Genomic DNA, 25,518 nt, shown 5'->3' with positions numbered 1-25,518 from the left:
CAAGGGCCAATGAACAGCCGGTGGATCGTTTTGACCGCTCAGGTGTCCGAGGAGGATGAGGAAGGCCGATGAGGAAGGCGACGGGGAAGGCGGGTGCGGAAGGCCGGTGCGGAAGATCGAACGGTCAGCTGACCGGGCGGTCCGCCAGCGCGGCCGGCGGCTCGTCGTCCATCTCGAAGGCCAGCGGGAACGGAGCGTGGCCGGCCAGCCGGAACCAGCGGACCTTTCGGTGCCGGCGCAGCGCGCGGGCAGCGCGTACGGAGTCGTTGTGGAACCGGCGTGCCATCGGCACCCGCCGTACGGCCTGCGCCAGTTCACGGGCTGCCTCCTCGCCGCCCGGAACCTCGCGTACCGCCTCGACCTGCGCCGTCTCCGCGAACACGGCCCGCAGCGCCGCACTGAGTTCGCTCTCGGCGACCTCTCGGTGGTCCTCCTCCGCCTGCCGGGCGGCGTGAGCCGCCTCGTAGAGCAGGATCGACGCGGCAGGATCGAGCACCTTGGAGGTCGCCAGCTCCTGGGTGACCGAGGCGCGGCGCAGGAGTTGGGCGTCGAGGGCGGCGCGCGCGGCGTCCATCCGCGCGTGCAGCCGGTCGAGCCGTCCGGCGGTCCAGCTCAGATACATGCCGATCGCGACGAGGGCGACGACGATCCAGATCAGGGTTGCGGTCACGGGCGGAAAGGCTACCGGTGTCCTTGACCTGGGCTCCGCGCCGCCTCAGGTACCAGCGGCCGCCCTCAGTCGCGCGCCAGGCCGAACCGCGCCCGGAAGCCCGGGCGTTCGTCCGCCGCCACCGATGCCGCGCCGTCCGTCACCGTTTCGTAGACCGCCAGAATGTCCGCACCGACGGTCGACCAGTCGAAGCGCCGCACATGCGCGCTGCCCCGCTTGCGCAGCTCGGCCCGCCGCGCCGGGTCCCCCAGCAGCCGCACCGCCGCCGAGGCCAGCGCGTCCGCGTCCTCGTTCGTGAAGAGCTCGCCCGCCGCGCCCTGGTCGAGGACCTGCGCGAAGGCGTCCAGGTCCGAGGCCAGCACCGGCGCGCCCGCCGACATCGCCTCGACGAGGATGATGCCGAAGCTCTCGCCGCCGGTGTTCGGCGCCACGTACACGTCCACGCTGCGCAGCAGCCGCGCCTTGTCCTCGTCGCTGACCATGCCGAGGAACTCGACCTGCTTGTGCATCGCCTTCGGCAGCGCGGCGACCGCCTCCTTCTCGTCGCCGCGGCCGGCCACCAGCAGCCGGGTGTCGGGCCGCTCGGCGAGGATCTTGGGCAGGGCCTTCATGAGCACCGGCAACCCCTTGCGGGGCTCGTCGATGCGCCCTATGAAGCCCATCGTGTTGCCCTGCCACTCCGCCTTCGGCTCGGCCCGGTCGAAGAAGCCGACGTCGACGCCGTTCGGGATGACGACCGCGTCGCCGCCGAGGTGCTCGACGAGCGTGCGGCGGGCGTACTCGCTGACCGCGATCCGCGCGCTGATCTTCTCCAGCGCGGGCTGCAGGATCGGATACGCGGCGATCATCGCGCGCGAGCGCGGGTTCGAGGTGTGGAAGGTGGCGACGATCGGGCCCTGCGCCGCCCAGCAGCTCAGCAGGCCCAGCGACGGCGAGGTCGGCTCATGGATGTGGATCACGTCGAAGGTGCCGTCGTGCAGCCAGCGCCGCACCCGCGCGGCCGACAGGAAGCCGAAGTTCAGCCGCGCGACCGAGCCGTTGTACGGGACGGGTACGGCCCGGCCCGCCGAGACCACGTACGGCGGCAGCGGTGTCTCGTCGTCCGCCGGCGCCAGCACCGACACCTCGTGACCCAGCCGGATCAGATGCTCCGCCAGGTCCCTGATATGGAATTGGACGCCGCCCGGCACGTCCCAGGAGTACGGGCAGACGATGCCGATCCTCACGTCGAGTCCTCCCGGGGCTCGAGGTCGGCGAGCCAGAGCCGCTGGAGCATGTGCCAGTCCTCCGGGTGATCGGCGATTCCCGTGGCGAAGGCATCGGCCAGCGCCTGTGTCATCACAGACGTCTTTTCCTCGCGGGTACCTGTCTCGGGCACGTCGAGCGGCGGATGGATCCGGCCCTTCATGACAGGGGTGTCGTCGTACCAGAGCGTGACCGGGAGCAGCAGGGCTCCGGTCTGCTGGGCGAGCATCGCCGGTCCGGCCGGCATCCGGGCGGCGTCGCCGAAGAACTTCACGTCGACGCCGGACGCCGACAGATCGCGGTCGGAGACCAGGCAGACAAGACCGCCGGCGCGCAGCCGCCGGGCCAGGGTGCCGAACGCGGCGCCGCCGGTGTGCGGCAGCACCTCCATGCCCAGGCTCTCGCGGTACGCGACGAACCGGTCGTACAGCGTCTCCGGCTTGAGCCGCTCCGCGACCGTGGTGAACGGCACGCCCAGCGCGCGCGTGACCCAGACCCCGGCGAGATCCCAGTTGGCCAGGTGCGGCAGCGCGAGTATGACGCCCTTGCCCGCTTCCAGTCCGTCGGTCAGATAGTGGGCGCCCTTGAGGTCGAAGGAGTCGGTGGCGCGTTCCTGGCTCCAGGTCGGCAGCCGGAACGACTCCATCCAGTAGCGCATGTACGAGCGCATGCCGGCCTTCGACAGCTCGGCGAGGCGCTCGGGACTCGCGTCCGGCACGACCCGGGCGAGGTTGGACTCCAGACGCAACACGCTCTTGCCGCGCCGCTTCCACGCGACGTCGGCGATGGTCCTGCCGAGCGCGGCGGCCGCGGGCTCCGGCAGCTTCTTGACAGTGCTCCAGCCCAGTCCGTACAGCGCGTCGGTCACCCGGTCCCGCATCACGTCGCCTCAGCCTCGCTCCCCTGTGCCGCGGCGGCGTCGGCCTCCGCGGACTCCCGGCGTACCGTCACGACCCGCTGTCCCAGCGTCACCAGGCTGCCGACGGCGACGATCCACAGCGCGATCGGCAGCAGCACGTCGATGCCGGGCACGCCGAATCCGTGCAGTCCGGCAAGTCCGGCGGCGACCAGCGAGATCACCAGCCGCTCGGCCCGCTCGATCAGGCCATTGACCGCGACCGGCAGGCCAATCGATTCGCCGCGTGCCTTGGTGTACGAGACGACCTGCCCGCTCGCCAGGCAGAAGATGGCGACGGCACACAACACATTGTCGTCCCCGCTGCCCGCGTACCACAGGGCGAAGCCCGCGAAGATCGCACTGTCGGCGACCCGGTCGAGCGTCGAGTCCAGGAACGCGCCCCACCGGCTCGAGACCCCCGCCTGCCGCGCCATGTTGCCGTCGACGAGGTCGGAGAAGACGAACAACGTGATGACGATCGTGCCCCAGAAAAACTCTCCCCGGGGGAAGAAGACCAGCGCACCCGCCATCACTCCGGCCGTACCGATGAGGGTGACCGCATCGGGGCTCACCCCACGTCGGAGCAGAAATGCGGCGAACGGTGTGAGGACACGCGTGAAAAATGCACGCGCGTACTTGTTCAGCATGGCCTTCCCGAGGGTCGGTGGCCCGCGGCCCCAATGGCCACCGGCTGGCCCATCGTAGCCAGGCCCGACGGGCTCCAGCGTCGCGCCTCCTTCTCGCGCGGTGGCGTACGACGTATGGACGCACCGTGACCGGAGTGGAAAGCTCGAAAGACGACTGCGGGCATCGCCGGAGCTGCCCCCGGACGCGTCCGGTGGGCCCCTTCACGGCTCGCCTCGCCCGCGGCCCCTCTCCTCACCGTGCAATCGATCGGGAGGCAAGAATCATGGGCGACAAAGCGAGTGCACACACCGGAGCCGCCGGCAGGGCGGCTACGGCCGACCGGCCCTCATCCGTACGGAATGTGGTGCTGGTCGGCCACAGCGGATCCGGAAAGACCACCTTGATCGAGGCCCTGGCGCTCACCGCGGGAGCGGTGAACCGGGCGGGGCGGGTCGAGGACGGTGGGACGGTCTCCGACTACGACGAGATCGAGCACCGGCAGCAACGTTCCGTACAGCTGTCCCTGGTCCCGGTCGAATGGGGCGGGTACAAAATCAATCTCCTGGACACTCCCGGATATGCCGACTTCGTCGGGGAGCTCAGGGCCGGTCTGCGAGCCGCGGACGCGGCCCTTTTCGTTGTGTCCGCAGCTCAGGAGCCCGATGCGATCGCGGGCTCGACCCGCGCGGTGTGGGAGGAGTGCGCCGCGGTCGGTATGCCGCGCGCGATCGTCGTCACGCATCTGGAGACCGCGCGCACCGGCTACGAGGAGCTGACGCGGGTCTGCGGCGGCATCTTCGGCCCCGAGGACCCCGATGCCGTGCTGCCGCTGTATCTGCCGCAGTACGGGGCTCAGGGCCCGGACGGCCATGCCCCGGTCACCGGACTGGTCGGGCTGCTGTCGCAGAAGATCTTCGACTACTCCTCCGGCGAGCGTAAGGAGACCCCGCCGGACCCGGCGCAGGCGCCACTGATCGAGGAGGCCCGCAACCGGCTGATCGAAGGGATCATCGCCGAGAGCGAGGACGAGACCCTCATGGACCGCTATCTCAGCGGTGCCGCGATCGACATCAAAACGCTGATCGAGGATCTGGAGAAGGCCGTCGCGCGCGGCATCTTCTATCCGGTCCTGGCGGCCGCTCCCGCGCTCGACGGCGCCAAGCAGGGACTCGGCACGGTCGAACTCCTGGAGCTGATCACCGGCGGCTTCCCGACCCCGCTGGAGCCCGAGGCCCCGGCCGTCACGACTCCGCAGGGCGCGCCGCGCCCGCAGATCAGCTGCGATCCGGAAGGACCGCTGGTCGCCGAGGTCGTCAAGACCGCATCCGACCCGTATGTCGGCCGGATCTCGCTGGTACGCGTCTTCTCCGGCACCCTGCGCCCCGACGAGACGGTGCACGTGTCGGGCCACGGACTCGCCGACCGCGGGCACGAGGACCACGACGTCGACGAGCGCATCGGCGCGCTCACCGCGCCCTTCGGCAAACAGCAGCGCCCGCTGGGCCAGGTCATCGCCGGAGATCTCGCGTGCGTCGCGAAGCTGGCCCGCGCCGAGACCGGCGACACGCTCTCCTCCAAGGACGATCCACTGCTGATGGAAGCGTGGACGATGCCCGATCCACTGCTGCCGCTCGCCATCCAGGCGCACAGCAAGGCGGACGAGGACAAGCTCTCGCAGGGGCTCTCCCGGCTGGTCGCCGAGGACCCGACGATGCGCCTGGAGCAGAACCAGTCGACCCACCAGGTGGTGCTGTGGTGTCTGGGCGAGGCGCATGCGGATGTGGCGCTGGAGCGGCTGCGCAGCCGGTACGGCGTCCAGGTCGATGTCGTCCCGCACAAGGTGCAGCTGCGCGAGACCTTCGGCAGCAGGTCGGCGGGCCGCGGACGGCATGTGAAGCAGTCCGGCGGACACGGGCAGTACGCGATCTGCGAGATCGAGGTGGAGCCGCTGCCCGCGGGGTCCGGCATCGAGTTCGTCGACAAGGTCGTCGGCGGCGCGGTGCCCCGCCAGTTCATCCCGTCCGTGGAGAAGGGAGTGCGCGCCCAGGCGGCGCGCGGCGTCGCGGCCGGCTATCCACTCGTCGACGTACGGATCACCCTGATCGACGGCAAGGCGCACTCGGTGGACTCCTCCGACGCCGCCTTCCAGACGGCGGGCGCGCTGGCGCTGCGCGAGGCGGCCGCGGACACCCGGATCCATCTGCTGGAGCCGGTGGCCGAAGTGCGGGTACTGGTTTCGGACGAATATGTCGGCCCGGTGATGAGCGATCTGTCGGGCCGCCGCGGCCGCGTCGTCGGCACCGAGCAGGCCCGCGGCTCGCGCACTCTCGTACGGGCCGAGGTTCCGGAGATCGAGATCGGGCGGTACGCGGTCGATCTGCGGTCGATCTCGCACGGGTCGGGCCAGTTCAGCCGCTCGTACGCCCGTCATGAGGCGATGCCGCCGCAGGTGGCGGAGAGGGTGCGCGAACAGGCGGACAACGGCTCGTAGTTGATGTGCCGTTGATGTGCCGCTCGCCCAAGGAGGGTGCGGCGGGCGGTACTTCGCCGCCTGGCCGGCTCCGGAGGTCCGGGGTGGCCGGGTCAAATGCAGCGGTCTCACCTGACGCGCGGTGTGCGCCCCCTATACGCTGAGGTGCCCAGCTCAGCAGGTGTGCGGGGCACGGTAGTTGGGAACAGGCCGCAGTGCGGATGCTTGCGGCGATGGGGGGCGGTAGTGGCGAACGGCGGTTTCGACTTCACTCCAGGGGCTCAGGTCCCTCTCCTCGGCTCGGCAGGGCAGACCGCGGCGACGCATGCCCTCGCGTCGGCCGCGTACCGCGACAGCCCCGTCGACGAGATCCTCAAGGCGAACAACGAGTGGCACAAGTCCGAGGTGAAGAAGGGCAAGATCTCGCTCTTCGAGCCGAATCTGGGCGAGGCCTTCTCGCGGGCCGTCCAGATGCGGACGCTCGGTGGCGCCCGAAAGGCGCTGATCCAGTCCTTCGGCACCGAGCCGCAGGCGGTCGTCGAGCACTGCCTTGCGGCGAACCGCATCCGTAAGGAGCGCGACGCCCGGCTGACCGGTGTGATGGCCGTCTTCGGGCTGCTCTTCCTGCCGGGACTGCTGCTGTGGATGGGCGTCTTCCAGCTCCGCCGGACGATCGCCGGAGCCCAGAACAGGAGCGCCGGCGCCCTGGGCACCCTGCTGCTGGTCGGCATCGGCGGTCTCGCCCTGATCCTCGTGATCCGGCTGCCGCTCAGCAGTTTCTGGGCGTACTACCTGCGCGGCATGATCGTCGCCCCGGTCGTCGGCTGGGTGCTGGCCAAGCGGATCTGCGAGGCCACGGCGAAGGACATGCGGGCCCACTGGGACTCGCTGCTCTCGGGCGGCGGCATCGGGGCCAAGGTGCCGGAAGCCGTGCCCGGGCATCCCAATGAGACCGCGCGTGAGGAACTGCGCCAAGGCTTGGAGAAGCTCACCGCCGAGCAGCAGTCCAACTCGGTCTTCTACGCCGGGCCCAAGGGGATACTCGGCATGGGCACGCGGTGGGGCAGCTGGCAGATGGCCGAGGAGCTGGTCTCCAAGGAGGCTGGCAAGGACATCAACCAGTTCCGCAGCTGGGACGTCATACGGGCGATCCACGACAAGATGAAGATGCTGGAGCGCGGCCCGCTGAATTCCGGCGGCTTTCCGACGCCGTCGGTCAAGCACTGGATCGTGTCGCCGGTCGGTGAGAAGGCCGCGGAGGTGGCCCGGCCGGAGGGCCAGGACGTCGAAGCCTTCCAGGTCAAGGGCCACGAGATACAGCGCATCTGCAACCACCAGCAGTTCAGCGGCGGCAACCGGCACTATCTGGGTGTCCAGTTCACGCTCTGGGACGGCCAGTTGGTGATCACCATGATGATCACCGTGACCGTGCTCCACGAGACGCTGCGCATCGAGGTGACCGGGCATGCGCTCGGCCCGGTGCACTCCCTGTTCACCACCAAGCCCGCGCCCAAGACCGTCACGGTCGCCAAGACGGTCCGTTTCTGGGAGACCGTCGACCGGGTGCTGCCGCTGGTCGAGACGCGCGAGGTGGTACGGCTGGCGGTGCGCGCGCCCTTCACGTGGTATCCGCCGCTGCTGGACTACTTCGGCGGCAAGCTGGTGCTTCCCGAACCCTTCGGGCTGCGTCACGCGTGGGCGGAGCAGCCGTGGCGGCACCGGTTCATGGCGGACGACGCGATGCGCGCGGCCACGCCCGTGCTGCGCGTGGCGCACACCGCGGCGCTGCGGGTGCTCGAGGAGAACGGCGTGGACACCGAGCGCTTCGGCAACCGCTCCATGATCGTCAGCGGCTTTGTCCAGGATCCGATGCCGCGGAAGGCCGATCTGTACGACGCGTAGGGCCTGTCTGCCGGGATCAGGGTCCCGGGCCTCGGCCCCGGGACCCTACGAAGGCCAGGCCTCCGCGAGCATGGTGCGGGTGTCGGCGAGGAGCTGCGGCAGCACCTTGGTGTGCCCGACGACCGGCATGAAGTTGGTGTCGCCGCCCCATCTCGGCACGACGTGCTGATGCAGATGGGCGGCGATGCCGGCGCCGGCGACCGTGCCCTGGTTCATGCCGATGTTGAAGCCGTGCGCACCCGACGCCTTGCGCAGCGCCGTCATCGCGTGCTTGGTGAACGCCGCGAGCTCCGCCGTCTCCGCCTCGTCCAGCTCGGTGTAGTCGGCGACATGGCGGAACGGCACCACCATCAGATGGCCGCCGTTGTACGGATAGAGATTGAGCACCGCGTACACGTGCGAGCCGCGGGCGATGACGAGCCCGTCCTCGTCGGACTTGGACGGGATGGAGCAGAAGGGACAGCCGTCGTCGGCGCCGGGTCCGGTCGGCTTGTTCTCGCCCTGGATGTACGCCATCCGATGAGGCGTCCACAGGCGCTGGAACGCGTCCTGCGTCCCCACTCCGATCTGCTGCTCCGGCTCACTCGTCATGCTGTGCAGCATATTGCTTCACCCATACGGAGCGTGTGGGGGTCCCCGGGGAACGGACGCTCCCCGGGGACCTCTGACAGCCGGGCGCCTGTTGCCGTACGGCCAGGGCCTTTCGCCTGATCCGGACGACAGGCCCTAGACCTGCGTACGGTCCGCGACGACCTTCGCGATCTTCGCAATCGCCTCGTCGACCGGAATGCCGTTCTCCTGCGAGCCGTCGCGGTAGCGGAAGGACACCGCGCCGTGCTCCATGTCCTCGTCGCCCGCGATGACCATGAAGGGCACCTTCTGCTTCTGGGCGTTGCGGATCTTCTTCTGCATACGGTCCGACGAGGAGTCGACCTCGACGCGCAGGCCCTGCTTCTTGGCCTTGGCGGCGAACTCCTGCAGGTACGGGACGTGAGCGTCGCCGATCGGGATGCCGACCGCCTGCACCGGAGCCAGCCACGCCGGGAACGCGCCCGCGTAGTGCTCCAGCAGCACCGCGAAGAACCGCTCGATCGAGCCGAACAGCGCGCGGTGGATCATCACCGGACGCTGCTTGGAGCCGTCCGGACCCGTGTACTCCAGGTCGAAGCGCTCCGGCAGGTTGAAGTCGAGCTGCACGGTCGACATCTGCCAGGTCCGGCCGATCGCGTCCTTCGCCTGGACGGAGATCTTCGGGCCGTAGAACGCCGCACCGCCCGGGTCCGGGACCAGCGGCAGGCCCTGCTTCTCCGCCACCTTGCGCAGCGTCTCGGTGGCTTCCTCCCAGACCTCGTCGGCGCCGACGAACTTCTCCGGGTCCTTGGTGGACAGCTCCAGATAGAAGTCGGTGAGGCCGTAGTCGCGCAGCAGGTTCAGCACGAAGGTGAGCGTCGAGTCGAGCTCGTCCGCCATCTGCTCCTTGGTGCAGTAGATGTGCGCGTCGTCCTGGGTGAAGCCGCGGGCCCGGGTCAGGCCGTGCACGACGCCCGACTTCTCGTACCGGTACACGGTGCCGAACTCGAAGAGGCGCAGCGGCAGTTCACGGTACGAACGCCCGCGCGCGTCGAAGATCAGGTTGTGCATCGGGCAGTTCATGGGCTTGAGGTAGTAGTCCGTGCCCTCGTCGAGCTGCATGGGCGGGTACATGCCTTCGGCGTACCAGTCCAGGTGGCCCGAGGTCTCGAAGAGCTTCCCCTTCGTGGCGTGCGGGGTGTAGACGAACTCGTACCCCTCCTCCTCGTGCCGCTTGCGCGAGTAGTCCTCCATGACCCGGCGTACGACGCCGCCCTTGGGATGGAAGACGGCGAGGCCGGAGCCGATCTGGTCCGGGATGGAGAACAGGTCGAGCTCATTGCCCAGCTTGCGGTGGTCGCGCTTCTCGGCCTCGGCGAGGAAGTCCAGGTGCGCCTTGAGCTCGTCCTTCGAGGGCCAGGCGGTGCCGTAGATGCGCTGCAGCATCGGGTTCTTCTCGCTGCCGCGCCAGTACGCGGCGGCGTTGCGCATCAGCTTGAACGCCGGGATGTTGCGGGTGGTGGGCAGGTGGGGACCGCGGCAGAGGTCCTTCCAGCACAGCTCGCCGGACTTGGCGTCGAGGTTGTCGTAGATGGTCAGCTCTCCGCCGCCCACCTCGACGTCCGCGCCGTCGTCGCTGGACGCGGAGCCCTTGATGCCGATGAGCTCCAGCTTGTACGGCTCGTCCGCGAGCTCCTCACGGGCGGCCTCGTCGGTCACCACGCGACGCGAGAAGCGCTGGCCGCGCTTCTGGATCTCCTGCATCTTCTTCTCGATGGCCTTGAGATCCTCGGGAGTGAACGGCTTCTCGACGTCGAAGTCGTAGTAGAAACCGTCCTTGACCGGCGGGCCGATGCCGAGCTTGGCCTCCGGGAAGAGCTCCTGCACGGCCTGCGCCATCACATGCGCGGTGGAGTGGCGCAGGATGTTCAGCCCGTCCTCGGAGGAGATCTCGACGGGCTCGACCTCCTCGCCGTCCTGGACCGCGTACGCGAGGTCCTTCAGCTCACCGGCGACCCGCGCCGCGACGATGGTCCGCTCGCCCGCGAAGAGCTCGGCTGCCGTAGTGCCCGTCGTCACCACGCGCTCTTCCCGCTCGGAATCGCGTTGGATGATCACACGGACGTCTGACACCGGTCTCTCCTGACTGAAGGGGATACGCGCTCATCGTGCGCACGCGCTAGGAATCGTACCGAGGTGAGGGCACCACCCGCGAAACGGTTACTCAGGACATGCCCCAGCGGTCCTGGCGCAGCCCCGGCACACCGCCTCGGCCGGTCCGGGAGCAGGACCTCCGGTTCACTCGCCCTGGCACGCCTCCTCGAAGAAGTCCAGATTCTCCTGGAGCGACTTCATCAGCCGGTCCCGCTCCGCCTCGTCCACCTGCACCGGAACGACGTTCGACGCATCGGTCAGCCGCCGGAAGCCGCCGCGGCTCTCCAGCCGGCCCACCACCCGGATCGGCAGCCCGACCAGGTGCGCATGGCCCGCCGTACGGTACGAGTCCTCGTCCAGCGCCACCCGTACGTGCGGCACCTCCGCGCCCGCCAGAACCCGCAGCCGTACCGTTCCCTCTCCGCGCGGCCCCGAGCGGCGCATCCGTACCACCGTGCCCGTGATCCGCACCGGCACCGACGGCTCGTCCTGGAGATAGCGCGCGCCCGCCTCGCGCAGCGCGGGCAGGTCTCCGGGCGTGAACTCGACCGGTTCGTTCCGCGGTGCGCAGCCGGCCGGCACACCGGCCGCCGGTGACCACTCCAGGCCGATCCGGGCCCCCTCCGACCCCCGGACCAGCGCTATCACCGACTCGGTCAGCTCCTTGCTGACGCCCGCCTCCACGGCGGCGTCGAAGGCTTCCATCCCGCCGGTGGCCCGCTGATAGTCGACGGCCTCCCGGGCCGCCTGAAGCGCGTGGTACAGCCGGACCATGACCGGCCGGCCGCTCTCCACCGGCACAAAGGCGGTGAGACTGCGCCCGCCGGGCGCCGGTCCCACCAGGACGCCTTCCAGCGAGGCCTGCGCCTGCCGCCGGTGCCGCGCGCCGTAGTAGCCCGCCCGGCCGCGCGCCGCGAGCGCGCCCGCCATCAGCATCTGCCGTGCCGCGGCCCGCAGTTGCTCCTGCACCGTCCACATGGCCGCGCCCGACGGCCCGTGCGGCACATCGCGCCACCAGCGGATCTCGTCGCTGGGCACGGTCAGCCCGACCAGCACCTCACGGGCCGACGGAGCCGCGCTGCGCGACAGCGCGGTCAGCGCCTCGCCCAGCAAGTCCTCGCAGTCCGGAAACGACCTGCTCTCGGGCACGAGCAGACTGGTGCCGCCCGCGGCGTTCCCGGGCGGCGTCCAGCGCGCATAGCGGCCCGCCGCCCCGCCGCGCCGCCGCCAGCCGTGCCGGTCGAGCAGCGCGCCCAGGACGACGGGGTCGACCTGGGCGGGGTCCGGTTCGCCGCCGTACCAGGGTCCTGGCATCTCGGCGGTCGGATGTGGTCGCACGGACTCGTCGAATGGCCGCTGCATCAGGGTCTCCCTCCCGCCCCGACCCGCGTCATGATCTCGCAGAGCGCCCGGTCGTCGAAGATCCGTGAGGTCGGGATCCGCACAGTGGTCCTGCGCCTGCCCGTCACCGGGTGGCCGGCCAGGTTGGTCCAGTAGCAGCAGTGCCGCAGATCGAGCCGGTCGTGACTGGCGCGCAGCCACTCGTCCTGTGTCCGGGGGACGAGCATCACGACAAGGATCTTGTGCACGGACACCGGGGTGCGGGCCAGTTTCACCAGGTGGTCGTTGTCGAGCGTGAAGGAGAAGGCGGGGCCCGGGGGGTGCGGAGGGATCTGGTACGTGCACTTGAGCTGGACCTTTATGGTCACCTCGTCGTCGACGGTGTGACCGGCCGAGCTGTGGCTCACGTGCCAGTCGATGCCGTTGTCCGGAAAGGGCTGCGAGAGCGAGCAGCCGGACGCGGCCGCTACCGCGTGCAGATAGCCCACCTGCAGGGTCTCCATGCAGGCCGTGGTGGCGAGTGCGCCACGCAGCGGTGCTGTCCGCTGGGGCAGCAGCCCTCCCCTCTGGCCCCCTGATTCGGGCTGCGCGAGCGCCATGGCTCTTCTGTGCCTTCCGGGCTGTACCACTGGATGTCCATACGACAGGGTGTCAACTTTCATACCCTTCATCTGTGTTGTCACCGTCCTGCGTACAGCGCAAACAGCCCGGGTATCACCGATTCGGGCAGGGGATTTCGCCATCTGCCCGCCATGTGCGAGGAGTTCGGGGATGACGCGCTGGTATGACGGCCCCCTGGCCGCATTTGACACGGAGACAACCGGAGTCGACGTCGAAGAGGACCGCATCGTGTCGGCGGCGGTCGTCGTGCAGGACATGCTGGGCGGGCGGCCTCGTGTCACCCGCTGGCTGGTCAATCCCGGAGTGCCGGTGCCGCCGGGCGCCACGGAGGTGCACGGGCTCACCGACGACCATCTGCAGCGCAACGGCCGCTGGCCGGCGCCGGTGATGGAGGAGATAGCGCGCTCGCTCGCCGAGCAGTGCGCCGCGGCCCGTCCGCTCGTGGTGATGAACGCACCGTTCGATCTGACCATCCTCGACCGTGAACTGCGGCGTCACCGGGCCTCGTCGCTCGGCCGCTACCTGGAGAACGCGCCACTGTGCGTGCTGGACCCGCGGGTGCTGGACAAGCATCTGGACCGCTACCGCAAGGGCCGTCGCACGCTGACCGATCTGTGCGAGCAGTACGAGGTGGTGCTCGACGGCGCCCACGACGCGGCCGCGGACGCGATGGCGGCACTGGACGTGACCCGGGCGGTGGGCCGCCGGTTCGCCTCCCGGATGGAGCGGCTGTCGCCGGCCGAGCTGCACACGCTGCAGGCGGTGTGGCACGCGGCCCAGGCGCGCGGCCTGCAGGCGTGGTTCGCCCGCAGCGGCACACCCGAGCTGGTCGACCCGGCGTGGCCGCTGCGGCCCGAACTGCCCGCGGCTGCCTGATCCGTACGGCGGTTCCAGACGCAGAAGGCCGGTCCGTCAGCTGACGGACCGGCCTTTCCCGGTGGGCGATACTGGGTTCGAACCAGTGACCTCTTCGGTGTGAACGAAGCGCTCTCCCACTGAGCTAATCGCCCGGGAACGCACTGAACCATACAGGTCTCCGCGGCTTTCCTTCAAACCGCCCGGAGGTACGCGGCCAGACCCCTGCGGCCGCCGCGCATCATCGCCGCGTGATTGGCCCGGAACACCGGGCGGCACAGCACTGACAGCCGTCTCATCAGCGGTTTGCGCACCTCCACCTCCTGGTCGTACACGGCCCGCGTGCCGGTGCCGTGCGCCGCCAGCGTCCAGCGCGCCCAGCCCTCCAGATCGCCCTCCATCCCGACCTCGAGCACCCCGGCCTCCGGGTCCCGGCGCAGGGCGCGGGCGGTGACCTGCAGTTCGTACGGGAGGAAGGAGCGGAACCGGGCGGTGCCGCTGAACTCGTCGAGCGGGATCACCTCGCGGACCTGCGGCCACCAGCGCGGGTACTCCTCGGCCCGCTCCAACACGGCGTACACGTCGTCCCGTCCGGCGGTCAGGTCCCAGACGCTGCGGAAGCGGTAACAACTCCAGTCCATGGTGCAAGTGTCGCGCGCGACGGCCGTACTCACCCGTGATCTGAGTATCCGCGCGCATGTCCCGGCGTGTGGCGGGCGCCACACTCCGACCATGGAGAACGTTCCGCCACCCACCGAGGAACTGGCGATCCTCGACCGCGAGCTCGTCCAACTGGACGCTCGCAGGGCCCAGTTGCTGGCCCGCCGTGCCTGGCTGCTCACGGTGATCAACCCGCCGGTCGCGCCCGCGCCCCTCGCGCGGCCGTTCGCAGCGAAGCGGCCGGCCGAGACATCGCCGCCGAATGTGCAGAATCTGCTCCTCACCCTCGGCGGAATCCTGCTGACGATCGCGGCGATCGCGTTCACCCTGGTCAGCTGGGGCCACCTGGGCATCGGCGGCCGCTCTGCCGTACTCGGCGCGGTCACGGTCGCGGCACTCGCGACGCCGGTCGCACTGCTCCGCCGGGGGCTTGCCTCCACGGCCGAGGCGGTGGCCGGTCTCGGTCTGGTGCTGATGGTGCTGGACGCGTACGCACTGCACCGGGTCGCTCTGTCCGACACCGGCGCGCTGGCGTACTCGGCCGTCGCCTCGGCGGCGCTCGCCGCGCTGTGGACGGCGTACGGCCTCTCGCTGAGCAGCCTGCGGACCCCGCTGCCGGTGGCCGCGCTGACGGCCCAACTCCCGCTTGTCCTCTGGTCGCTGGCGGCTTCGCCCGGCGCGCCTCCGCTGGAGTGGGCGCTGCTGGTGACGGCCGCGGCCGATGTGGCGGTGGCAGTGCGGGCGAAGGCCGGGAGCATACGGGGCATCGCCGCGACCGCCGCGGCGACGGCGGGCGGCTGGGCGCTGCTGATCGGCGGCTGGCAGTCGGTGACGGCGGACTCTCCGTCGGCCGCGGTCGCTCCGGCGGTCCTGCTCGTGTCGGCGGCGGCCGTCGCACTCTTCGCGGCCTGGCACGCGCCGCAGGCCACGACGGCCGCGTCCGTGGTGGCCGGTCTCGCCGTGATCGCCGCGGCCGGTGGTGTGGCCCGCGCGGCGGTCCCGGAGGGCTGGGCGGTCCTGGCGTATCTGCTGTGCGCGGTCGCCCTGTTGGCGGCGGCCCGCACGGCGATCCCGGCCCGTCCGGCCGCCGGCCTGACGGCCGCATCCCTCGCCGTCCACGCGGCCGCGGCCCTCTCGGCGTTGCCCCTGGTGGCCCTCACCCTGGCGGGCCCGCTGACGGGCCTGGAGGACATCTGGTCCGGCCCGCTCGCAGACGCACGGTCCGCCCTGGGCACGGACTACCCGGAGACGGGTCTGACGGCGTCCCCGGTGGTGCTGCTGGTTGTGGCGGCGGGCCTGGCGGCAGCCGCGTACTGGTGGCCGGGAACCGAGCCGGCGGCAGGCAGCGGGGCCACCGGCGACGCCGAAGCGGCGACGGGCGCGGCCGCTTCGGCCGGGCGGCCCAGCGGCGACGCGGCTCCGGGCATGCCGGGTCCGGGCGGCGCCTGGGGCCCGTGGGTACCGCGCTCCGCGACGGGTCCGGAAGGGCCGCGGACCGACCCTCGACGCATTGCCCGCAGCGCGAGCTTCGGGCTCGGATGGGCCGGGTTGTTCGTCGTGCCCGTCGCCCTGGATCTCTCGTACACGGCCGCCGTCGTGATCCACCTCCTCCTCGTCCTGACCGCCCTCGCGCTCACCGCACGGCCCTCACCCGCGGTCGACGCCGTCGCACTCGGCTGCGCCCTGGCGGGAGGCATGAGCGTCGCGCTCCTCGCGCTCGCCACCCGCCCGGCGACGTTCACCGTGCTCGGTGTCCTCGCCGCCGCGTACGCCGTCGCCGCGGTCGCCTCCCGCACCGGGCACGCCGTACGGGCCGTACTCGCCTGCGCCGCCGCCGTCCTCACGACGGCCCTCCTGGGCGCGGTGGCCAGGGCTGCCGAACTACCGCCCCACCAGGCCGCGTTGGTCATCCTCCTCGTGCCCGCCGCGACCGCGCTCGTCGCCGCCCGGCTCGGACGTCACCCCGTCGCGCTCCCGCTGGAGTTCACCGGCGCGGCCACCGGGCTCCTCGCCGTCGCGCTCGCCGCCGAGGACCGGCCGACCCTCGCACTCGTGCTCGCGCTGTGCGGTGTGATCGCCGCGGGCACGGCAGTGCGGGCCGAGCGCCGGCCCGCGGCCGGCTATCTCGCCGCGGTGCTGTTCGTGCTCGCCACCTGGGTGCGGCTGGCCGCGTCGGACGTCGACGCACCCGAGGCGTACACCCTGCCCGTCACCGTCCCCGCGCTCGTCGTCGGTGCGCTGCGCCGCCGACGCGACCCGGAGGCGTCGTCCTGGACGGCGTACGGCCCCGGCCTGGCCGCGACCCTGGTGCCGAGCCTCTTCGCGGCCTGGGGCGACGAGCAGTGGCTCCGTTCGCTGCTGCTCGGCCTCGCGGCGCTGGCCATCACTCTCGCCGGGGCACGGCTGCGGCTGCAGGCACTGCTGGTGCTCGGCGGCACGGTGCTCGCCCTGGACGCACTGCACGAGCTCGCGCCGTACGTCGTGCAGGCCGTGGGCGCGCTCCCCCGCTGGCTGCCGCCCGCCCTGGCGGGCCTGCTGCTGCTGGCCGTGGGCGCGACGTACGAGCAGCGACTGAGGGACGCCCGCAGGCTGCGGGACACCCTGGGCCGGATGCGCTGAGCCGCGGCACAGACCGCGGAAACGCCGAAGGCCCGGAGACTTCAAGTCTCCGGGCCTTCGGTCCGGGTGGGCGATACTGGGTTCGAACCAGTGACCTCTTCGGTGTGAACGAAGCGCTCTCCCACTGAGCTAATCGCCCCGGCGCAACGCACACATTACCCGATGTCAGCGGCTCCCCCGGACCAATTGACGGGTCACTCGTCGATCTTCCACGGCATCACGATGCCGAACTTCCAGACGTAGATTCCGACCAGCACCGCGATGATCACGAGACCGATCGTGGTGAGGATGATGTTCCGCCGGCGCACCCTCGGATCGAGCGCGCGCTGCGCCGCCTCGGTCACCTTGCGCTTGGTCCAGCGCAGCACCAGCTGCGCCCAGACGAACTCCGTCGCCCAGATCGCCATGCCGCCGAAGATCACCAGCCAGCCGGGTCCCGGCAGCGGCAGCATCACGACGCCCGCCGCGACCACCGCGAGGCCGACGATGAAGACCGCGACCTGCCAGCTCAGATGCAGCGTTCTGGACCGCTTGATGAAGTGGGGCGCTTTCGAGCCGAGCTCCGGCTCCTGCGCCGCCGTCACGTCCCCCGTGGCGGGAACTGAGGCCGTCGCTGCGACGCCCTCCTCCCGCTCGTCACTCTCCGCATTCATGGAGCCAAACCTACCGGATCGGACCACGTCACCGGAATGGCCCTATAACACAAAGTGATGCGCCGCCGTACGAGCGACATGAAGGATCACAAAACGGTCAGAGGGGTTTACAACGGCACCGTAGGTGGCATGTCGATTTCGCCGACGTGCGAACCCCCGAGCGCACACTGAGCGAAAGGCCCTGGCGCTTATGAACACCACGGTCAGCTGCGAGCTGCACCTGCGCCTCGTTGTATCGAGCGAGTCTTCACTGCCTGTACCCGCGGGCCTGCGGTATGACACGGCCGATCCCTATGCCGTGCACGCCACCTTCCACACCGGAGCCGAAGAGACGGTCGAGTGGGTGTTCGCCCGCGATCTTCTCGCCGAAGGGCTGCACCGGCCCACCGGCACGGGCGACGTACGAGTCTGGCCGTCCCGCAGTCATGGCCAGGGCGTCGTCTGCATCGCGCTGAGCTCCCCGGAGGGCGAAGCCCTGCTCGAGGCCCCGGCGCGGGCCCTGGAGTCGTTTCTGAAGCGTACCGACGCGGCGGTGCCGCCCGGCACCGAGCATCGCCACTTCGATCTCGACACGGAGCTCTCGCACATCCTGGCCGAAAGCTGAGCCAGGCAGAGAGCTGCACGGCGCCGTCCTACTCGGGGAGACGGCGCCGCGCGGACAACCGCATACGAGGTACATCGACGCCGTCACCGCGCATACCACCGCGGTGACGGCGTCGGTGCACTCTCGAGACGAACCGCTAGAGTCAGCGCAATTCGGCGGGCACCGGCCCCCGCAGCAGGCCAGGGAGCGAATCGTGCTGATTCCCCACGACACCCGGATCGCCCTCGACACCGTCGTCGATCTGGTGAACAGCGCACCGGAGAACCGGCAGAACGACGGACTCGAGGACGTCTCCGCACTGTACGGATTTGTACGCAGCCACAACATAAGCGGCGTGGGCGAGCTGAACCAGCGGGACCTGAAGGCGGTACAGGACGTACGGGCGCAGTTCGCGGAGATCTTCGCGGCGTCCGACAGCGGCGCCGCCGCCGAGCTGATCAACGAGCTGGTGGCGGACGCGGGCACGACTCCGCAGCTGACCGACCACGACGGCTACGACTGGCATGTGCACTACTTCGCGCCGGGCGCCTCGGTCGCCGACCATCTCGCGGCCGACTGCGGGATGGCGCTGGCGTTCATCGTGGTCGCGGGCGAGCAGGAGCGACTGCGCCGCTGCGAGGCGCCGGACTGCGGGCGCGCCTTCGTCGACCTCTCGCGCAACCGCTCGCGGCGCTACTGCGACAGCCGCACCTGCGGCAATCGCCTGCATGTCGCCGCGTACCGCGCACGCCGCAAGGAAGCCGCGGCCGGCTGAGGCCCACAGCTGCGACAGCTGCCACAGAGATCGCAGCGGTCACAGCAGAAACAGATCGTGCAGCGCTGCCATGAGCAGCAGTACGCCGATCACCGCGAGAAAGATCATCAGGGGCGGCTGGGAGAGCGCGAAGAGGCAGCCACGCGGCTCTTCGGTCGGTGCGGGGGCCTGGCCCCGTGAGGTATCGAGCATCTCGGGGTGATGATGACGCAGCGCGGGCCGTCATGATCGACCAACACGCCTCGCGGATGCGGGAGTTCATCACATCACGTACTGGATTTCGCGCTGGGCCGCCTGCTGGATCAGGCCCTAGATGCCGTGCTTCTTGAGGATCGCCTCGATATCGCTGAAGTCCTCGCCGCTGCCCGAGGACTTGGGCTTCGCCGTGGGCTGAGCGACCGGTCGGCTCGCCGGGCCGATTGAGGGCGCCGAGGCCGCGGGCGCGACCGCGTCCTGCTGCGCCGCCTTGGCGGCGGCCTTGCGGTCCTTGCGCGTCCCGCCGCTGCGCCGCTCCACGGCGCGGGTCGTCATGAAGAGCAGCCACGCGCCGCCGAGCAGGCCGAAGCCGACCCATGCGGACGGGCTGAACGCGGTGTCGACGGCCCATTCGACGGCGCCGGTCAGCACCAGGCCGATCGGGACCAGGGAGTAGGCGGCAATCCGCGCGGCGGACAGGTAACGCTTGCGGTACGCCGTGATCGCGGCGATGCCCAGGCCCGCCGCGGACACCGCGGAGAAAATGGTCTCGGCAATCATCCGGGCCTCCAGGCTTCGGCGGGCATGAGCGAATACGTCCCTTCCATCCTGCACCGCCCGGCCGCATACGGGCCACGGTCCGGTACGACCTCAGGGAGATCTCGGGGACGGACTCCTCCCCAGGTCGCGGTTGGGGCATGCGCGGACGGCTGGGAGACTGGGCGCATGAGCGACTCCACCAACGCCCGCCCCGCCGTCCTCGACGTCTGGTGCGAGCTCCAGTGCCCCGACTGCCGCCATGCCCTCGAAGATCTGCGGGCGCTGCGTGAGCGGTACGGCGACCGGCTGGAGCTGCGGCTGCGCCACTTCCCGCTGGAGAAGCACAAGCACGCCTTCGCCGCCGCCCAGGCCGCGGAGGAGGCCACCGAGCAGGGTCAGGGCTGGCCCTTTGTGGAGGCGGTGCTGGGCCGGGTCGAGGAACTGGACCGCAAGGGCGAGCCGTTCCTGCTGGATGTCGCGCGTGAACTGGGCCTGGACGCCGAGGAGTTCGACACCGCGCTGATCGACGGACGGCACATTCTGATCGTCGACGCCGACCAGGCCGAGGGCAAGGCGATCGGCGTGACCGGCACGCCGACGTATGTCATCGACGGCGAGCGCCTGGACGGCGGCAAGAGCCAGGAGGGGCTGCGGGCGCGCATCGAGGAGATCGCGGACCGGATCCTGGCCGGCTCCGGGGACTAGAGGGCCTGGCGGAGGCTAGAGCAGCGGCTTGTAGGAGTGGACGGTCGTCGTCTCGTAGCCGAGTGACTGGTACAGCCTGAGCGCCGGCGTGTTGCCCGCGAAGACATGCAGTCCGAGCAGCCGTATTCCGGACGCCAGCGCGCCGCGCTCGGCGAGCAGCATCAACGAGCGGCCGTGGCCGTGGCCGCGCTGCCCCTCGACGACCTCGACGTCGTACACGTACGCAGCCTGCTCGCCGGGACGCACCTCGTTCCGGCCGACGAAGAGCGTGCCGACGACCTCGCCGCGATGAACCAGCACGCTGATCTCGGTGTCCGGGCTCGCCAGGCCATCGGGCAGGATCTTGGCGTGGCCTGCCTTCGACAGGGTCCGCGCCTGGTCGGCCGCGACGCCTCGTTCGATCCAGTCCTGTGCGTAGGCCTCCACGCCCGCCGCCAGCCACGGCCGGAACTCGAGCTCGGTCATCGGCCGGGCTTCGACGTCCGCGGGCAGCTCGGGCGGCTCGCCCAGCGACTTGAGCATGGAGCGGCCGCGCTCGGTGTACCCGAGGACGGCCGCGAGTGCGGTGGCCGCGGTCGCTTCCCGCGGCACCGACACCTGCACCTGGTCGCAGCCCCAGCCCCGCAGCACCTCCTCGGCGGCGAGCGCCGCGACCGTGCCGCGGCCGCGCCGACGGTCCGCCTCGTCGATGCGCAGCGAGCGGATGGCTCCGGCCCTGGAGCCGAACCGCGGAACGGTGGCGAGCTCGATCGCGCCGACGGGCCTGCTGTTGACGCAGACCTCGTACGAGCGGGCCCGCGCGCCGTCCGTCTCGTGCTGAATCGGCCCGGTCGGCCGCAGGGTGGTGGTCATCAGGGGTGTTCTACCGGCCCGGGAGCCGCCCGTCACGCAGTTTTGCCTGTCTCGCCCGGGGTCCGTGGATTGTCCGCCGGGAAATCGCGGTTCCCGGAGGACTACTTGGGATCCTGGTCCGCCGCCGCTCGCTCCTCGAAGACCCGCATGGCCTTGGCGGTCACCGGTCCCGGCGCGTCCGCGAGATCGCGACCGTCGACCCGGAGCACGGCCTGGACGTCGCGCAGCGTGGAGGTCAGGAAGATCTCCTCTGCCCGGTCCAGTACGTCCAGCGGCAGATCGGTCTCCTTCGCACCGGCCCAGTCGACGGCGAGGGCGCGCGTGATGCCCGCGAGACAGCCGGAGGAGACGGGCGGAGTGTGCAGTTCGCCGTCGAGCACGACGAAGACATTGGAGCCGGTGCCCTCGCAGAGCTGTCCGACGGTGTTCGCGAACAGCGCCTCGGACGCGCCCTGTTCGGCGGCCCTGGCGAGGGCGACGACATTCTCGGCGTACGACGTCGTCTTCAGCCCGGCCAGCGCGCCACGCTCGTTGCGCACCCACGGAACGGTGATCACGGCCGTGGTGTCCGGGCGGCGCGCGGTTTCGCCGAGCGCGACGACGAGGGTGGGACCGTCGGTTCCGCGGTCGGAACCCAGCGGCGAGAGGCCGCCGGTGTATGTGATGCGCAACCGGCCGAGCTCCATGGGATTGGCCTCGAGCACGGCGGCGCAAGCGCGGCGCACCTCGTCGTGGTCCGGCTCGGGCAGCCCGAGTCCACGCGCCGAGCGGGTCAGCCGGTCCAGGTGCCGGGTCAGCGCGAACGGCCGGCCGTGGACGGCCTTGACCGTCTCGAAGATGCCGTCGCCGACGGTCAGACCGTGGTCGAAGACCGACACCCGGGCGTCCTCGGCGTTCATGAGTCCGCCATTGACCCAAAGCTTCATCCCGCTGTCCTTCCGCTTGCCTCGTACGCCCCCGACGCTACCGCGAGCAGTCGTGCGGCCTTCAGCTCGGTCTCGTCCCACTCGCGCTCCGGGTCCGAGCCCCAGGTGATCCCGGCGCCGGTGCCGAAGCGCAGCAGCGGCCCGGCGGGCGCGGTGCGGTCGATCCAGAAGGTGCGTATGCCGACCGCGAGCCGGCCGGTGCCACGGTCCGCGTCGACCCAGCCGATGCCTCCGCAGTACGGCCCGCGGGGCGCGGTCTCCAGCGCCTCGATGATCTTCAGCGCACTGGACTTGGGCGCTCCGGTGACCGAACCGGGCGGGAACGTGGCCTCGATGAGCTCTGTCCAGCCCGCCTTGGGCCCGAGTTCGCCGCGCACGCGGGAGACGAGATGGACGAGGCCGGGGTGGCTCTCGACGGCGCACAGCGCGGGGACGGTCACGCTGCCCGTGGCGCAGACCCGGCCGAGGTCGTTGCGGACCAGATCCACGATCATCACGTTCTCGGCGTGGTCCTTCTCCAGCAGTTCGTCGGCCGTGCGGGCAGTGCCCTTGATCGGACCCGACTCGACGCTCTGCCCGTCGCGCCGCAGATACAGCTCCGGCGAGGCGGTGGCGATCTCCACGCCGTGGCCGGGCAGCCTGATCGTTCCTGCGTACGGCGCCGGGTTGCCGCGTGCCAGCAGCGCCGTCAGCGCGTCGACGTCGGCGGCGTCCGGGTCGGGCAGCGGCGCGGAGAGAATTCGGCAGAGGTTCGCCTGGTAGACCTCGCCGGCGGCTATGTGTTCGCGGATACGGCGGACGCCGGCCGTGTAGGCGCGGTGGTCCAGCGACGAGGTCCAGTCGTCGGCGGACGGGCCGCGCCACCGTCCCGGCTCCGGCTCGGGCACCGGTTCCGTACGCACCCGGCCGAAGCGGGCGCAGGTCAGACCGCCCTCGAAGTCGGCGGCGACGGCCCAGAAGCCGGCAGAGCCGAGTGCTTCGGGGTCGCTGGTGACATCCCGGAGGTCGGTGGCGAGAAGTGGCCCGAAGCGGGCCAAAGGAGCGAGGTCGTGCACGTCTGTGAGTCTATGACCGGCGCGGATGTGCCGCTGCGGCCCGAACACACCTCAGCACGCTGCACAAACGCGTTTTTGTGCTGGCTCAGGAATCCGCTAGAGTTCAACACGTCGCCGGGACGCGTGAGCCGACCGGAAACGACAAGCGGACGTAGCTCAGTTGGTAGAGCGCAACCTTGCCAAGGTTGAGGTCGCCAGTTCGAACCTGGTCGTCCGCTCGCAGGAAGTGGGGGATCTTCCCGAACCCCCGCACTCCTGGTGGAGTGGCCGAGAGGCGAGGCAACGGCCTGCAAAGCCGTCTACACGGGTTCAAATCCCGTCTCCACCTCCAAGGACGATTAGCTCAGCGGGAGAGCGCTTCCCTGACACGGAAGAGGTCACTGGTTCAATCCCAGTATCGTCCACTGGATCCGTGAGGATTCTGCGCGCGATTAGCTCAGCGGGAGAGCGCTTCCCTGACACGGAAGAGGTCACTGGTTCAATCCCAGTATCGCGCACGCACACGCACAAAACGCAGGTTGACCTGCGCGATTAGCTCAGCGGGAGAGCGCTTCCCTGACACGGAAGAGGTCACTGGTTCAATCCCAGTATCGCGCACCAGCAGGACCAAGCCCCCGGCCACAGCGGCCGGGGGCTTCGTCGTGATCGGCGCCCCTCCAGGGCAGGTGCGCTCAGCCCGTGAAGAGCTGGGTGGCCTTGCGGATCAGCTCGTAGAGGCCGTAGGCGAAGGGCACAGCGACCCAGAGCCAGACCGCGACGCCGAGCGCCTTATGACTCCTGATGTTGGTGCTCATGGGTCCTCCCCTCCGCCCGCAGCGGCTCGTGGAAGCGGGCGTTCACGGGACGTACGAGCTCATTGGCGACGAAGCCCACGGCCAGCAGTCCGATCATGATGTACAGCGATGTGGTGTAGAGGCTGGGACCGGTGCGGCCGGCCGACTCCTGGGCGTCGGCGACCCAGTTGACGATCAGCGGGCCGAGGACGCCGGCGGTCGACCACGCGGTGAGCAGCCGGCCGTGGATGGCGCCCACCTGGTAGGTGCCGAAGAGGTCCTTGAGATAGGCGGGGATCGTGGCGAAGCCGCCGCCGTAGAAGGACAGGATCACCAGCGCGCAGCAGACGAAGAGCGGCTTGGAGTCATTGCCCAGCTGGACGATCGCCAGATACATCAGTGCGCCGACGCCGAGGTAGACGCGGTAGATGTTCTTGCGGCCGATCAGGTCCGAGGTGGAGGACCACAGGATGCGGCCGGTCATGTTGGCGAGCGAGAGCATGGCGACGAAGCCCGCGGCGGCGGATGCGGTCACGGCCACGGAGGTCTCGGCGAAGAAGTCCGTGATCATCGGCGCGGCCTTCTCCAGGATGCCGATGCCGGCGGTGACGTTCATGCAGAGCACCACCCACAGGCACCAGAACTGCGGGGTGCGCAGGGCGTTCGCGGCCGAGACATGGGCGGTGGTGATCAGTGCGCGGGTCTGCTCCTTCGGCTGCCGGCCGGCGGGCTTCCAGCCGTCGTCCGGTACGCGGACGAGGAGTACGCCGAGGGACATGAAGGCGGCGTACGTCAGACCGTGCACGAGGAAGGCGGAGGCGATCCCGGACGAGTCCGTGCCGAAGGACTCCAGCATCTGCGTGGACCAGGGCGAGGCGATGAGCGCGCCTCCGCCGAAGCCCATGATCGCGATGCCGGTGGCCATGCCGGGGCGGTCCGGGAACCACTTGATGAGCGTGGACACCGGCGAGATGTAGCCGATGCCGAGGCCGATGCCGCCGATGAATCCGTAGCCGAGGACGACCAGCCAGTACTGGCGGGTGGCGGCGCCGAGGGCGGCGATCAGGAAGCCGGAGGAGAAGCAGACGAGCGAGACGAACATGGCCCAGCGCGGGCCGTTGCGTTCGACGAGCGTGCCGCCGAAGGCCGCGGACAGGCCGAGCATCACGATGCCCAGCTGGAACGGGAGGGCACTGGCGGTGCCGGAGAGGTCGAGCGAGGACTCGAGCGGCGGCTTGAAGACGCTCCAGGCGTAGGCCTGCCCGATGGAGAGGTGGACGGAGAGCGCGGCGGGCGGGACGAGCCAGCGGCTCCAGCCCGGCGGTGCGACGGTGCGGGACCTGTCGAGGAAGGTCATGGCCGCACCTTAAGGAATCGACATGCCCATGACTAGATGCAGGACACAGTCTTTGTCGACCGTATGCAATGCCTGGGTGCAAGCGGGACCGGCCCGTGGGCCCGGAGACAGCTCCGGGCCCACTGCGTCCTGCCCGGCCAACTCGGGCCGGTTCAGGGGCGGATCAGTGCTGGATCAGGAGGAGAAGAGCATCCGGCCGAAGCTCTTCTGGCGGTAGTGACCGCCGTGTCCGCCATGGTGACCGCCGTGCTGCGGGGCGCCCCAGGCGGGCTGGGGCGCGGCCGGGTAGGCCTGCGGGGCCGGCGCCGGGGGCGGGGCCTGCTGGGTCCACTGGGACTCGAGACGAGTCAGGGACTCCAGCTCGCCGTAGTCGAGGAATATCCCCCGGCAGCCGCTGCACTGCTCGATCTGGACGCCATTGCGGTTGTACGTGTGCATCGCTGCGTGGCACTTGGGACACTGCATGATCTGC

25 protein-coding genes and 7 tRNA genes are annotated in these 25,518 nt (G+C 70.3%); 12 read left to right on the top strand and 20 right to left on the bottom strand.

All coding sequences use genetic code 11. The features are described 5' to 3' along the window. Positions 1-124: 124 nt before the first annotated feature. The 4 genes from ACH4YL_RS17610 to pgsA all read right to left on the bottom strand — a co-directional run bounded on the left by ACH4YL_RS17610 (position 125) and on the right by pgsA (position 3,460). Complete coding sequence (locus ACH4YL_RS17610) at positions 125-670, bottom strand: hypothetical protein (protein ID WP_398508220.1); 546 nt, start codon at positions 668-670, stop codon at positions 125-127. A gap of 65 nt (positions 671-735) precedes the next feature. Beyond that, on the bottom strand, positions 736-1,896 hold the full coding sequence (locus ACH4YL_RS17605) for a glycosyltransferase family 4 protein (RefSeq protein ID WP_398508219.1): 1,161 nt from the start codon (positions 1,894-1,896) through the stop codon (positions 736-738). Beyond that, entirely contained in the window at positions 1,893-2,795 is a 903-nt protein-coding gene (locus tag ACH4YL_RS17600; RefSeq protein WP_398508218.1) for a phosphatidylinositol mannoside acyltransferase, read from the bottom strand. Before ACH4YL_RS17600 ends, ACH4YL_RS17605 begins: the two co-directional genes overlap by 4 nt. After that, positions 2,795-3,460, bottom strand: a complete 666-nt coding sequence (gene pgsA / locus ACH4YL_RS17595) for a phosphatidylinositol phosphate synthase (RefSeq protein ID WP_398508217.1) — start codon at positions 3,458-3,460, stop codon at positions 2,795-2,797. The genes ACH4YL_RS17600 and pgsA overlap by 1 nt, the downstream gene beginning before the upstream one ends. A gap of 263 nt (positions 3,461-3,723) precedes the next feature. Between pgsA and ACH4YL_RS17590 the strand changes: the two genes are divergently transcribed. Next, complete coding sequence (locus tag ACH4YL_RS17590; RefSeq protein WP_398508216.1) at positions 3,724-5,931, top strand: elongation factor G-like protein EF-G2; 2,208 nt, start codon at positions 3,724-3,726, stop codon at positions 5,929-5,931. A 225-nt stretch (positions 5,932-6,156) separates the two neighbouring features. Continuing rightward, positions 6,157-7,812: a hypothetical protein gene (locus tag ACH4YL_RS17585; RefSeq protein ID WP_398508215.1), complete on the top strand. Its 1,656-nt coding sequence runs from the start codon at positions 6,157-6,159 to the stop codon at positions 7,810-7,812. Positions 7,813-7,857: 45 nt separating this feature from the next. On the opposite strand, the gene ACH4YL_RS17580 is transcribed toward ACH4YL_RS17585, so the two are convergent. From ACH4YL_RS17580 to ACH4YL_RS17565, 4 genes are all read right to left on the bottom strand, one after another. Beyond that, positions 7,858-8,415: an HIT family protein gene (locus ACH4YL_RS17580; RefSeq protein WP_398508214.1), complete on the bottom strand. Its 558-nt coding sequence runs from the start codon at positions 8,413-8,415 to the stop codon at positions 7,858-7,860. 123 nt (positions 8,416-8,538) lie between these two features. Then, positions 8,539-10,515, bottom strand: coding sequence for a threonine--tRNA ligase (gene thrS, locus ACH4YL_RS17575; protein WP_398508213.1), 1,977 nt, complete (start codon positions 10,513-10,515; stop codon positions 8,539-8,541). A 165-nt stretch (positions 10,516-10,680) separates the two neighbouring features. After that, complete coding sequence (locus tag ACH4YL_RS17570) at positions 10,681-11,898, bottom strand: hypothetical protein (RefSeq protein WP_398508212.1); 1,218 nt, start codon at positions 11,896-11,898, stop codon at positions 10,681-10,683. Then, a complete protein-coding gene (locus ACH4YL_RS17565; RefSeq protein ID WP_398508211.1) occupies positions 11,898-12,476 on the bottom strand; it encodes a DUF4365 domain-containing protein in 579 nt (192 codons plus the stop codon). The genes ACH4YL_RS17570 and ACH4YL_RS17565 overlap by 1 nt, the downstream gene beginning before the upstream one ends. A gap of 172 nt (positions 12,477-12,648) precedes the next feature. Between ACH4YL_RS17565 and ACH4YL_RS17560 the strand changes: the two genes are divergently transcribed. After that, complete coding sequence (locus ACH4YL_RS17560) at positions 12,649-13,374, top strand: 3'-5' exonuclease (RefSeq protein ID WP_398508210.1); 726 nt, start codon at positions 12,649-12,651, stop codon at positions 13,372-13,374. Between the two features lie 62 nt (positions 13,375-13,436). Here ACH4YL_RS17560 and ACH4YL_RS17555 read toward each other — a convergent pair. Continuing rightward, positions 13,437-13,508: transfer RNA gene (locus tag ACH4YL_RS17555), tRNA-Val, on the bottom strand. A 39-nt stretch (positions 13,509-13,547) separates the two neighbouring features. Continuing rightward, positions 13,548-13,994 (bottom strand): SRPBCC family protein, encoded by a 447-nt coding sequence (locus ACH4YL_RS17550; RefSeq protein ID WP_398508209.1) that lies wholly within the window; start codon positions 13,992-13,994, stop codon positions 13,548-13,550. A 91-nt stretch (positions 13,995-14,085) separates the two neighbouring features. Here ACH4YL_RS17550 and ACH4YL_RS17545 point away from each other — a divergent pair, with 91 nt between their 5' ends. Continuing rightward, positions 14,086-16,632, top strand: a complete 2,547-nt coding sequence (locus ACH4YL_RS17545; protein ID WP_398508208.1) for an SCO7613 C-terminal domain-containing membrane protein — start codon at positions 14,086-14,088, stop codon at positions 16,630-16,632. A gap of 67 nt (positions 16,633-16,699) precedes the next feature. Here the strand turns inward: ACH4YL_RS17545 and ACH4YL_RS17540 are convergent. After that, a tRNA-Val gene (locus ACH4YL_RS17540) sits at positions 16,700-16,771 on the bottom strand. Positions 16,772-16,826: 55 nt separating this feature from the next. Further along, on the bottom strand, positions 16,827-17,285 hold the full coding sequence (locus ACH4YL_RS17535; RefSeq protein ID WP_398508207.1) for a TIGR02611 family protein: 459 nt from the start codon (positions 17,283-17,285) through the stop codon (positions 16,827-16,829). A 190-nt stretch (positions 17,286-17,475) separates the two neighbouring features. Between ACH4YL_RS17535 and ACH4YL_RS17530 the strand changes: the two genes are divergently transcribed. Both ACH4YL_RS17530 and ACH4YL_RS17525 read left to right on the top strand, forming a co-directional pair. Beyond that, entirely contained in the window at positions 17,476-17,889 is a 414-nt protein-coding gene (locus ACH4YL_RS17530; protein WP_003959770.1) for an SsgA family sporulation/cell division regulator, read from the top strand. Between the two features lie 193 nt (positions 17,890-18,082). Continuing rightward, a complete protein-coding gene (locus ACH4YL_RS17525) occupies positions 18,083-18,643 on the top strand; it encodes a CGNR zinc finger domain-containing protein (protein WP_398508206.1) in 561 nt (186 codons plus the stop codon). Positions 18,644-18,682: 39 nt separating this feature from the next. Here the strand turns inward: ACH4YL_RS17525 and ACH4YL_RS17520 are convergent, their stop codons facing one another. Together ACH4YL_RS17520 and ACH4YL_RS17515 are read right to left on the bottom strand one after the other, a co-directional pair. Next, the gene (locus ACH4YL_RS17520; protein ID WP_398508205.1) at positions 18,683-18,835 is read right to left on the bottom strand and encodes a hypothetical protein; all 153 of its coding nucleotides are present in this window, start codon (positions 18,833-18,835) and stop codon (positions 18,683-18,685) included. Between the two features lie 117 nt (positions 18,836-18,952). Next, positions 18,953-19,399 (bottom strand): hypothetical protein, encoded by a 447-nt coding sequence (locus ACH4YL_RS17515; RefSeq protein WP_398508204.1) that lies wholly within the window; start codon positions 19,397-19,399, stop codon positions 18,953-18,955. A gap of 165 nt (positions 19,400-19,564) precedes the next feature. Here ACH4YL_RS17515 and ACH4YL_RS17510 point away from each other — a divergent pair, with 165 nt between their 5' ends. Continuing rightward, positions 19,565-20,083 (top strand): DsbA family protein, encoded by a 519-nt coding sequence (locus ACH4YL_RS17510; protein WP_398508203.1) that lies wholly within the window; start codon positions 19,565-19,567, stop codon positions 20,081-20,083. A gap of 15 nt (positions 20,084-20,098) precedes the next feature. Here the strand turns inward: ACH4YL_RS17510 and ACH4YL_RS17505 are convergent, their stop codons facing one another. From ACH4YL_RS17505 to ACH4YL_RS17495, 3 genes are all read right to left on the bottom strand, one after another. Further along, the gene (locus tag ACH4YL_RS17505; protein ID WP_398508202.1) at positions 20,099-20,935 is read right to left on the bottom strand and encodes a GNAT family N-acetyltransferase; all 837 of its coding nucleotides are present in this window, start codon (positions 20,933-20,935) and stop codon (positions 20,099-20,101) included. 101 nt (positions 20,936-21,036) lie between these two features. Then, on the bottom strand, positions 21,037-21,861 hold the full coding sequence (locus ACH4YL_RS17500; protein ID WP_398508201.1) for an aminotransferase class IV: 825 nt from the start codon (positions 21,859-21,861) through the stop codon (positions 21,037-21,039). Then, positions 21,858-22,916 carry a chorismate-binding protein gene (locus ACH4YL_RS17495; RefSeq protein WP_398508200.1) on the bottom strand — a complete coding sequence of 353 codons (1,059 nt, stop codon included), beginning with the start codon at positions 22,914-22,916 and terminating at the stop codon, positions 21,858-21,860. The genes ACH4YL_RS17500 and ACH4YL_RS17495 overlap by 4 nt, the downstream gene beginning before the upstream one ends. A 145-nt stretch (positions 22,917-23,061) precedes the next feature. Between ACH4YL_RS17495 and ACH4YL_RS17490 the strand changes: the two genes are divergently transcribed. The 5 genes from ACH4YL_RS17490 to ACH4YL_RS17470 all read left to right on the top strand — a co-directional run bounded on the left by ACH4YL_RS17490 (position 23,062) and on the right by ACH4YL_RS17470 (position 23,516). Continuing rightward, positions 23,062-23,134: transfer RNA gene (locus tag ACH4YL_RS17490), tRNA-Gly, on the top strand. A gap of 39 nt (positions 23,135-23,173) precedes the next feature. Continuing rightward, positions 23,174-23,247, top strand: a tRNA-Cys gene (locus ACH4YL_RS17485). A 1-nt stretch (position 23,248) separates the two neighbouring features. Next, positions 23,249-23,320, top strand: a tRNA-Val gene (locus tag ACH4YL_RS17480). 21 nt (positions 23,321-23,341) lie between these two features. Next, positions 23,342-23,413, top strand: a tRNA-Val gene (locus ACH4YL_RS17475). A 28-nt stretch (positions 23,414-23,441) separates the two neighbouring features. Next, positions 23,442-23,516 (top strand) — tRNA-Val (locus tag ACH4YL_RS17470). A 71-nt stretch (positions 23,517-23,587) separates the two neighbouring features. Here ACH4YL_RS17470 and ACH4YL_RS17465 read toward each other — a convergent pair. The 3 genes from ACH4YL_RS17465 to ACH4YL_RS17455 all read right to left on the bottom strand — a co-directional run bounded on the left by ACH4YL_RS17465 (position 23,588) and on the right by ACH4YL_RS17455 (position 25,514). Beyond that, the gene (locus tag ACH4YL_RS17465) at positions 23,588-23,710 is read right to left on the bottom strand and encodes a hypothetical protein (protein ID WP_398508199.1); all 123 of its coding nucleotides are present in this window, start codon (positions 23,708-23,710) and stop codon (positions 23,588-23,590) included. Beyond that, on the bottom strand, positions 23,685-25,046 hold the full coding sequence (locus tag ACH4YL_RS17460; protein ID WP_398508198.1) for an OFA family MFS transporter: 1,362 nt from the start codon (positions 25,044-25,046) through the stop codon (positions 23,685-23,687). Before ACH4YL_RS17460 ends, ACH4YL_RS17465 begins: the two co-directional genes overlap by 26 nt. 174 nt (positions 25,047-25,220) lie before the next feature. Then, positions 25,221-25,514, bottom strand: coding sequence for a zf-TFIIB domain-containing protein (locus tag ACH4YL_RS17455; protein ID WP_398508380.1), 294 nt, complete (start codon positions 25,512-25,514; stop codon positions 25,221-25,223). Positions 25,515-25,518 lie beyond the last annotated feature (4 nt).

It is taken from the genome of Streptomyces sp. NPDC020681 (assembly GCF_044334895.1).
GTDB lineage: Bacteria > Actinomycetota > Actinomycetes > Streptomycetales > Streptomycetaceae > Streptomyces.
Note: the sequence above shows the minus strand (reverse complement) of the source record. Positions and strands in the feature narration are given on the sequence as shown.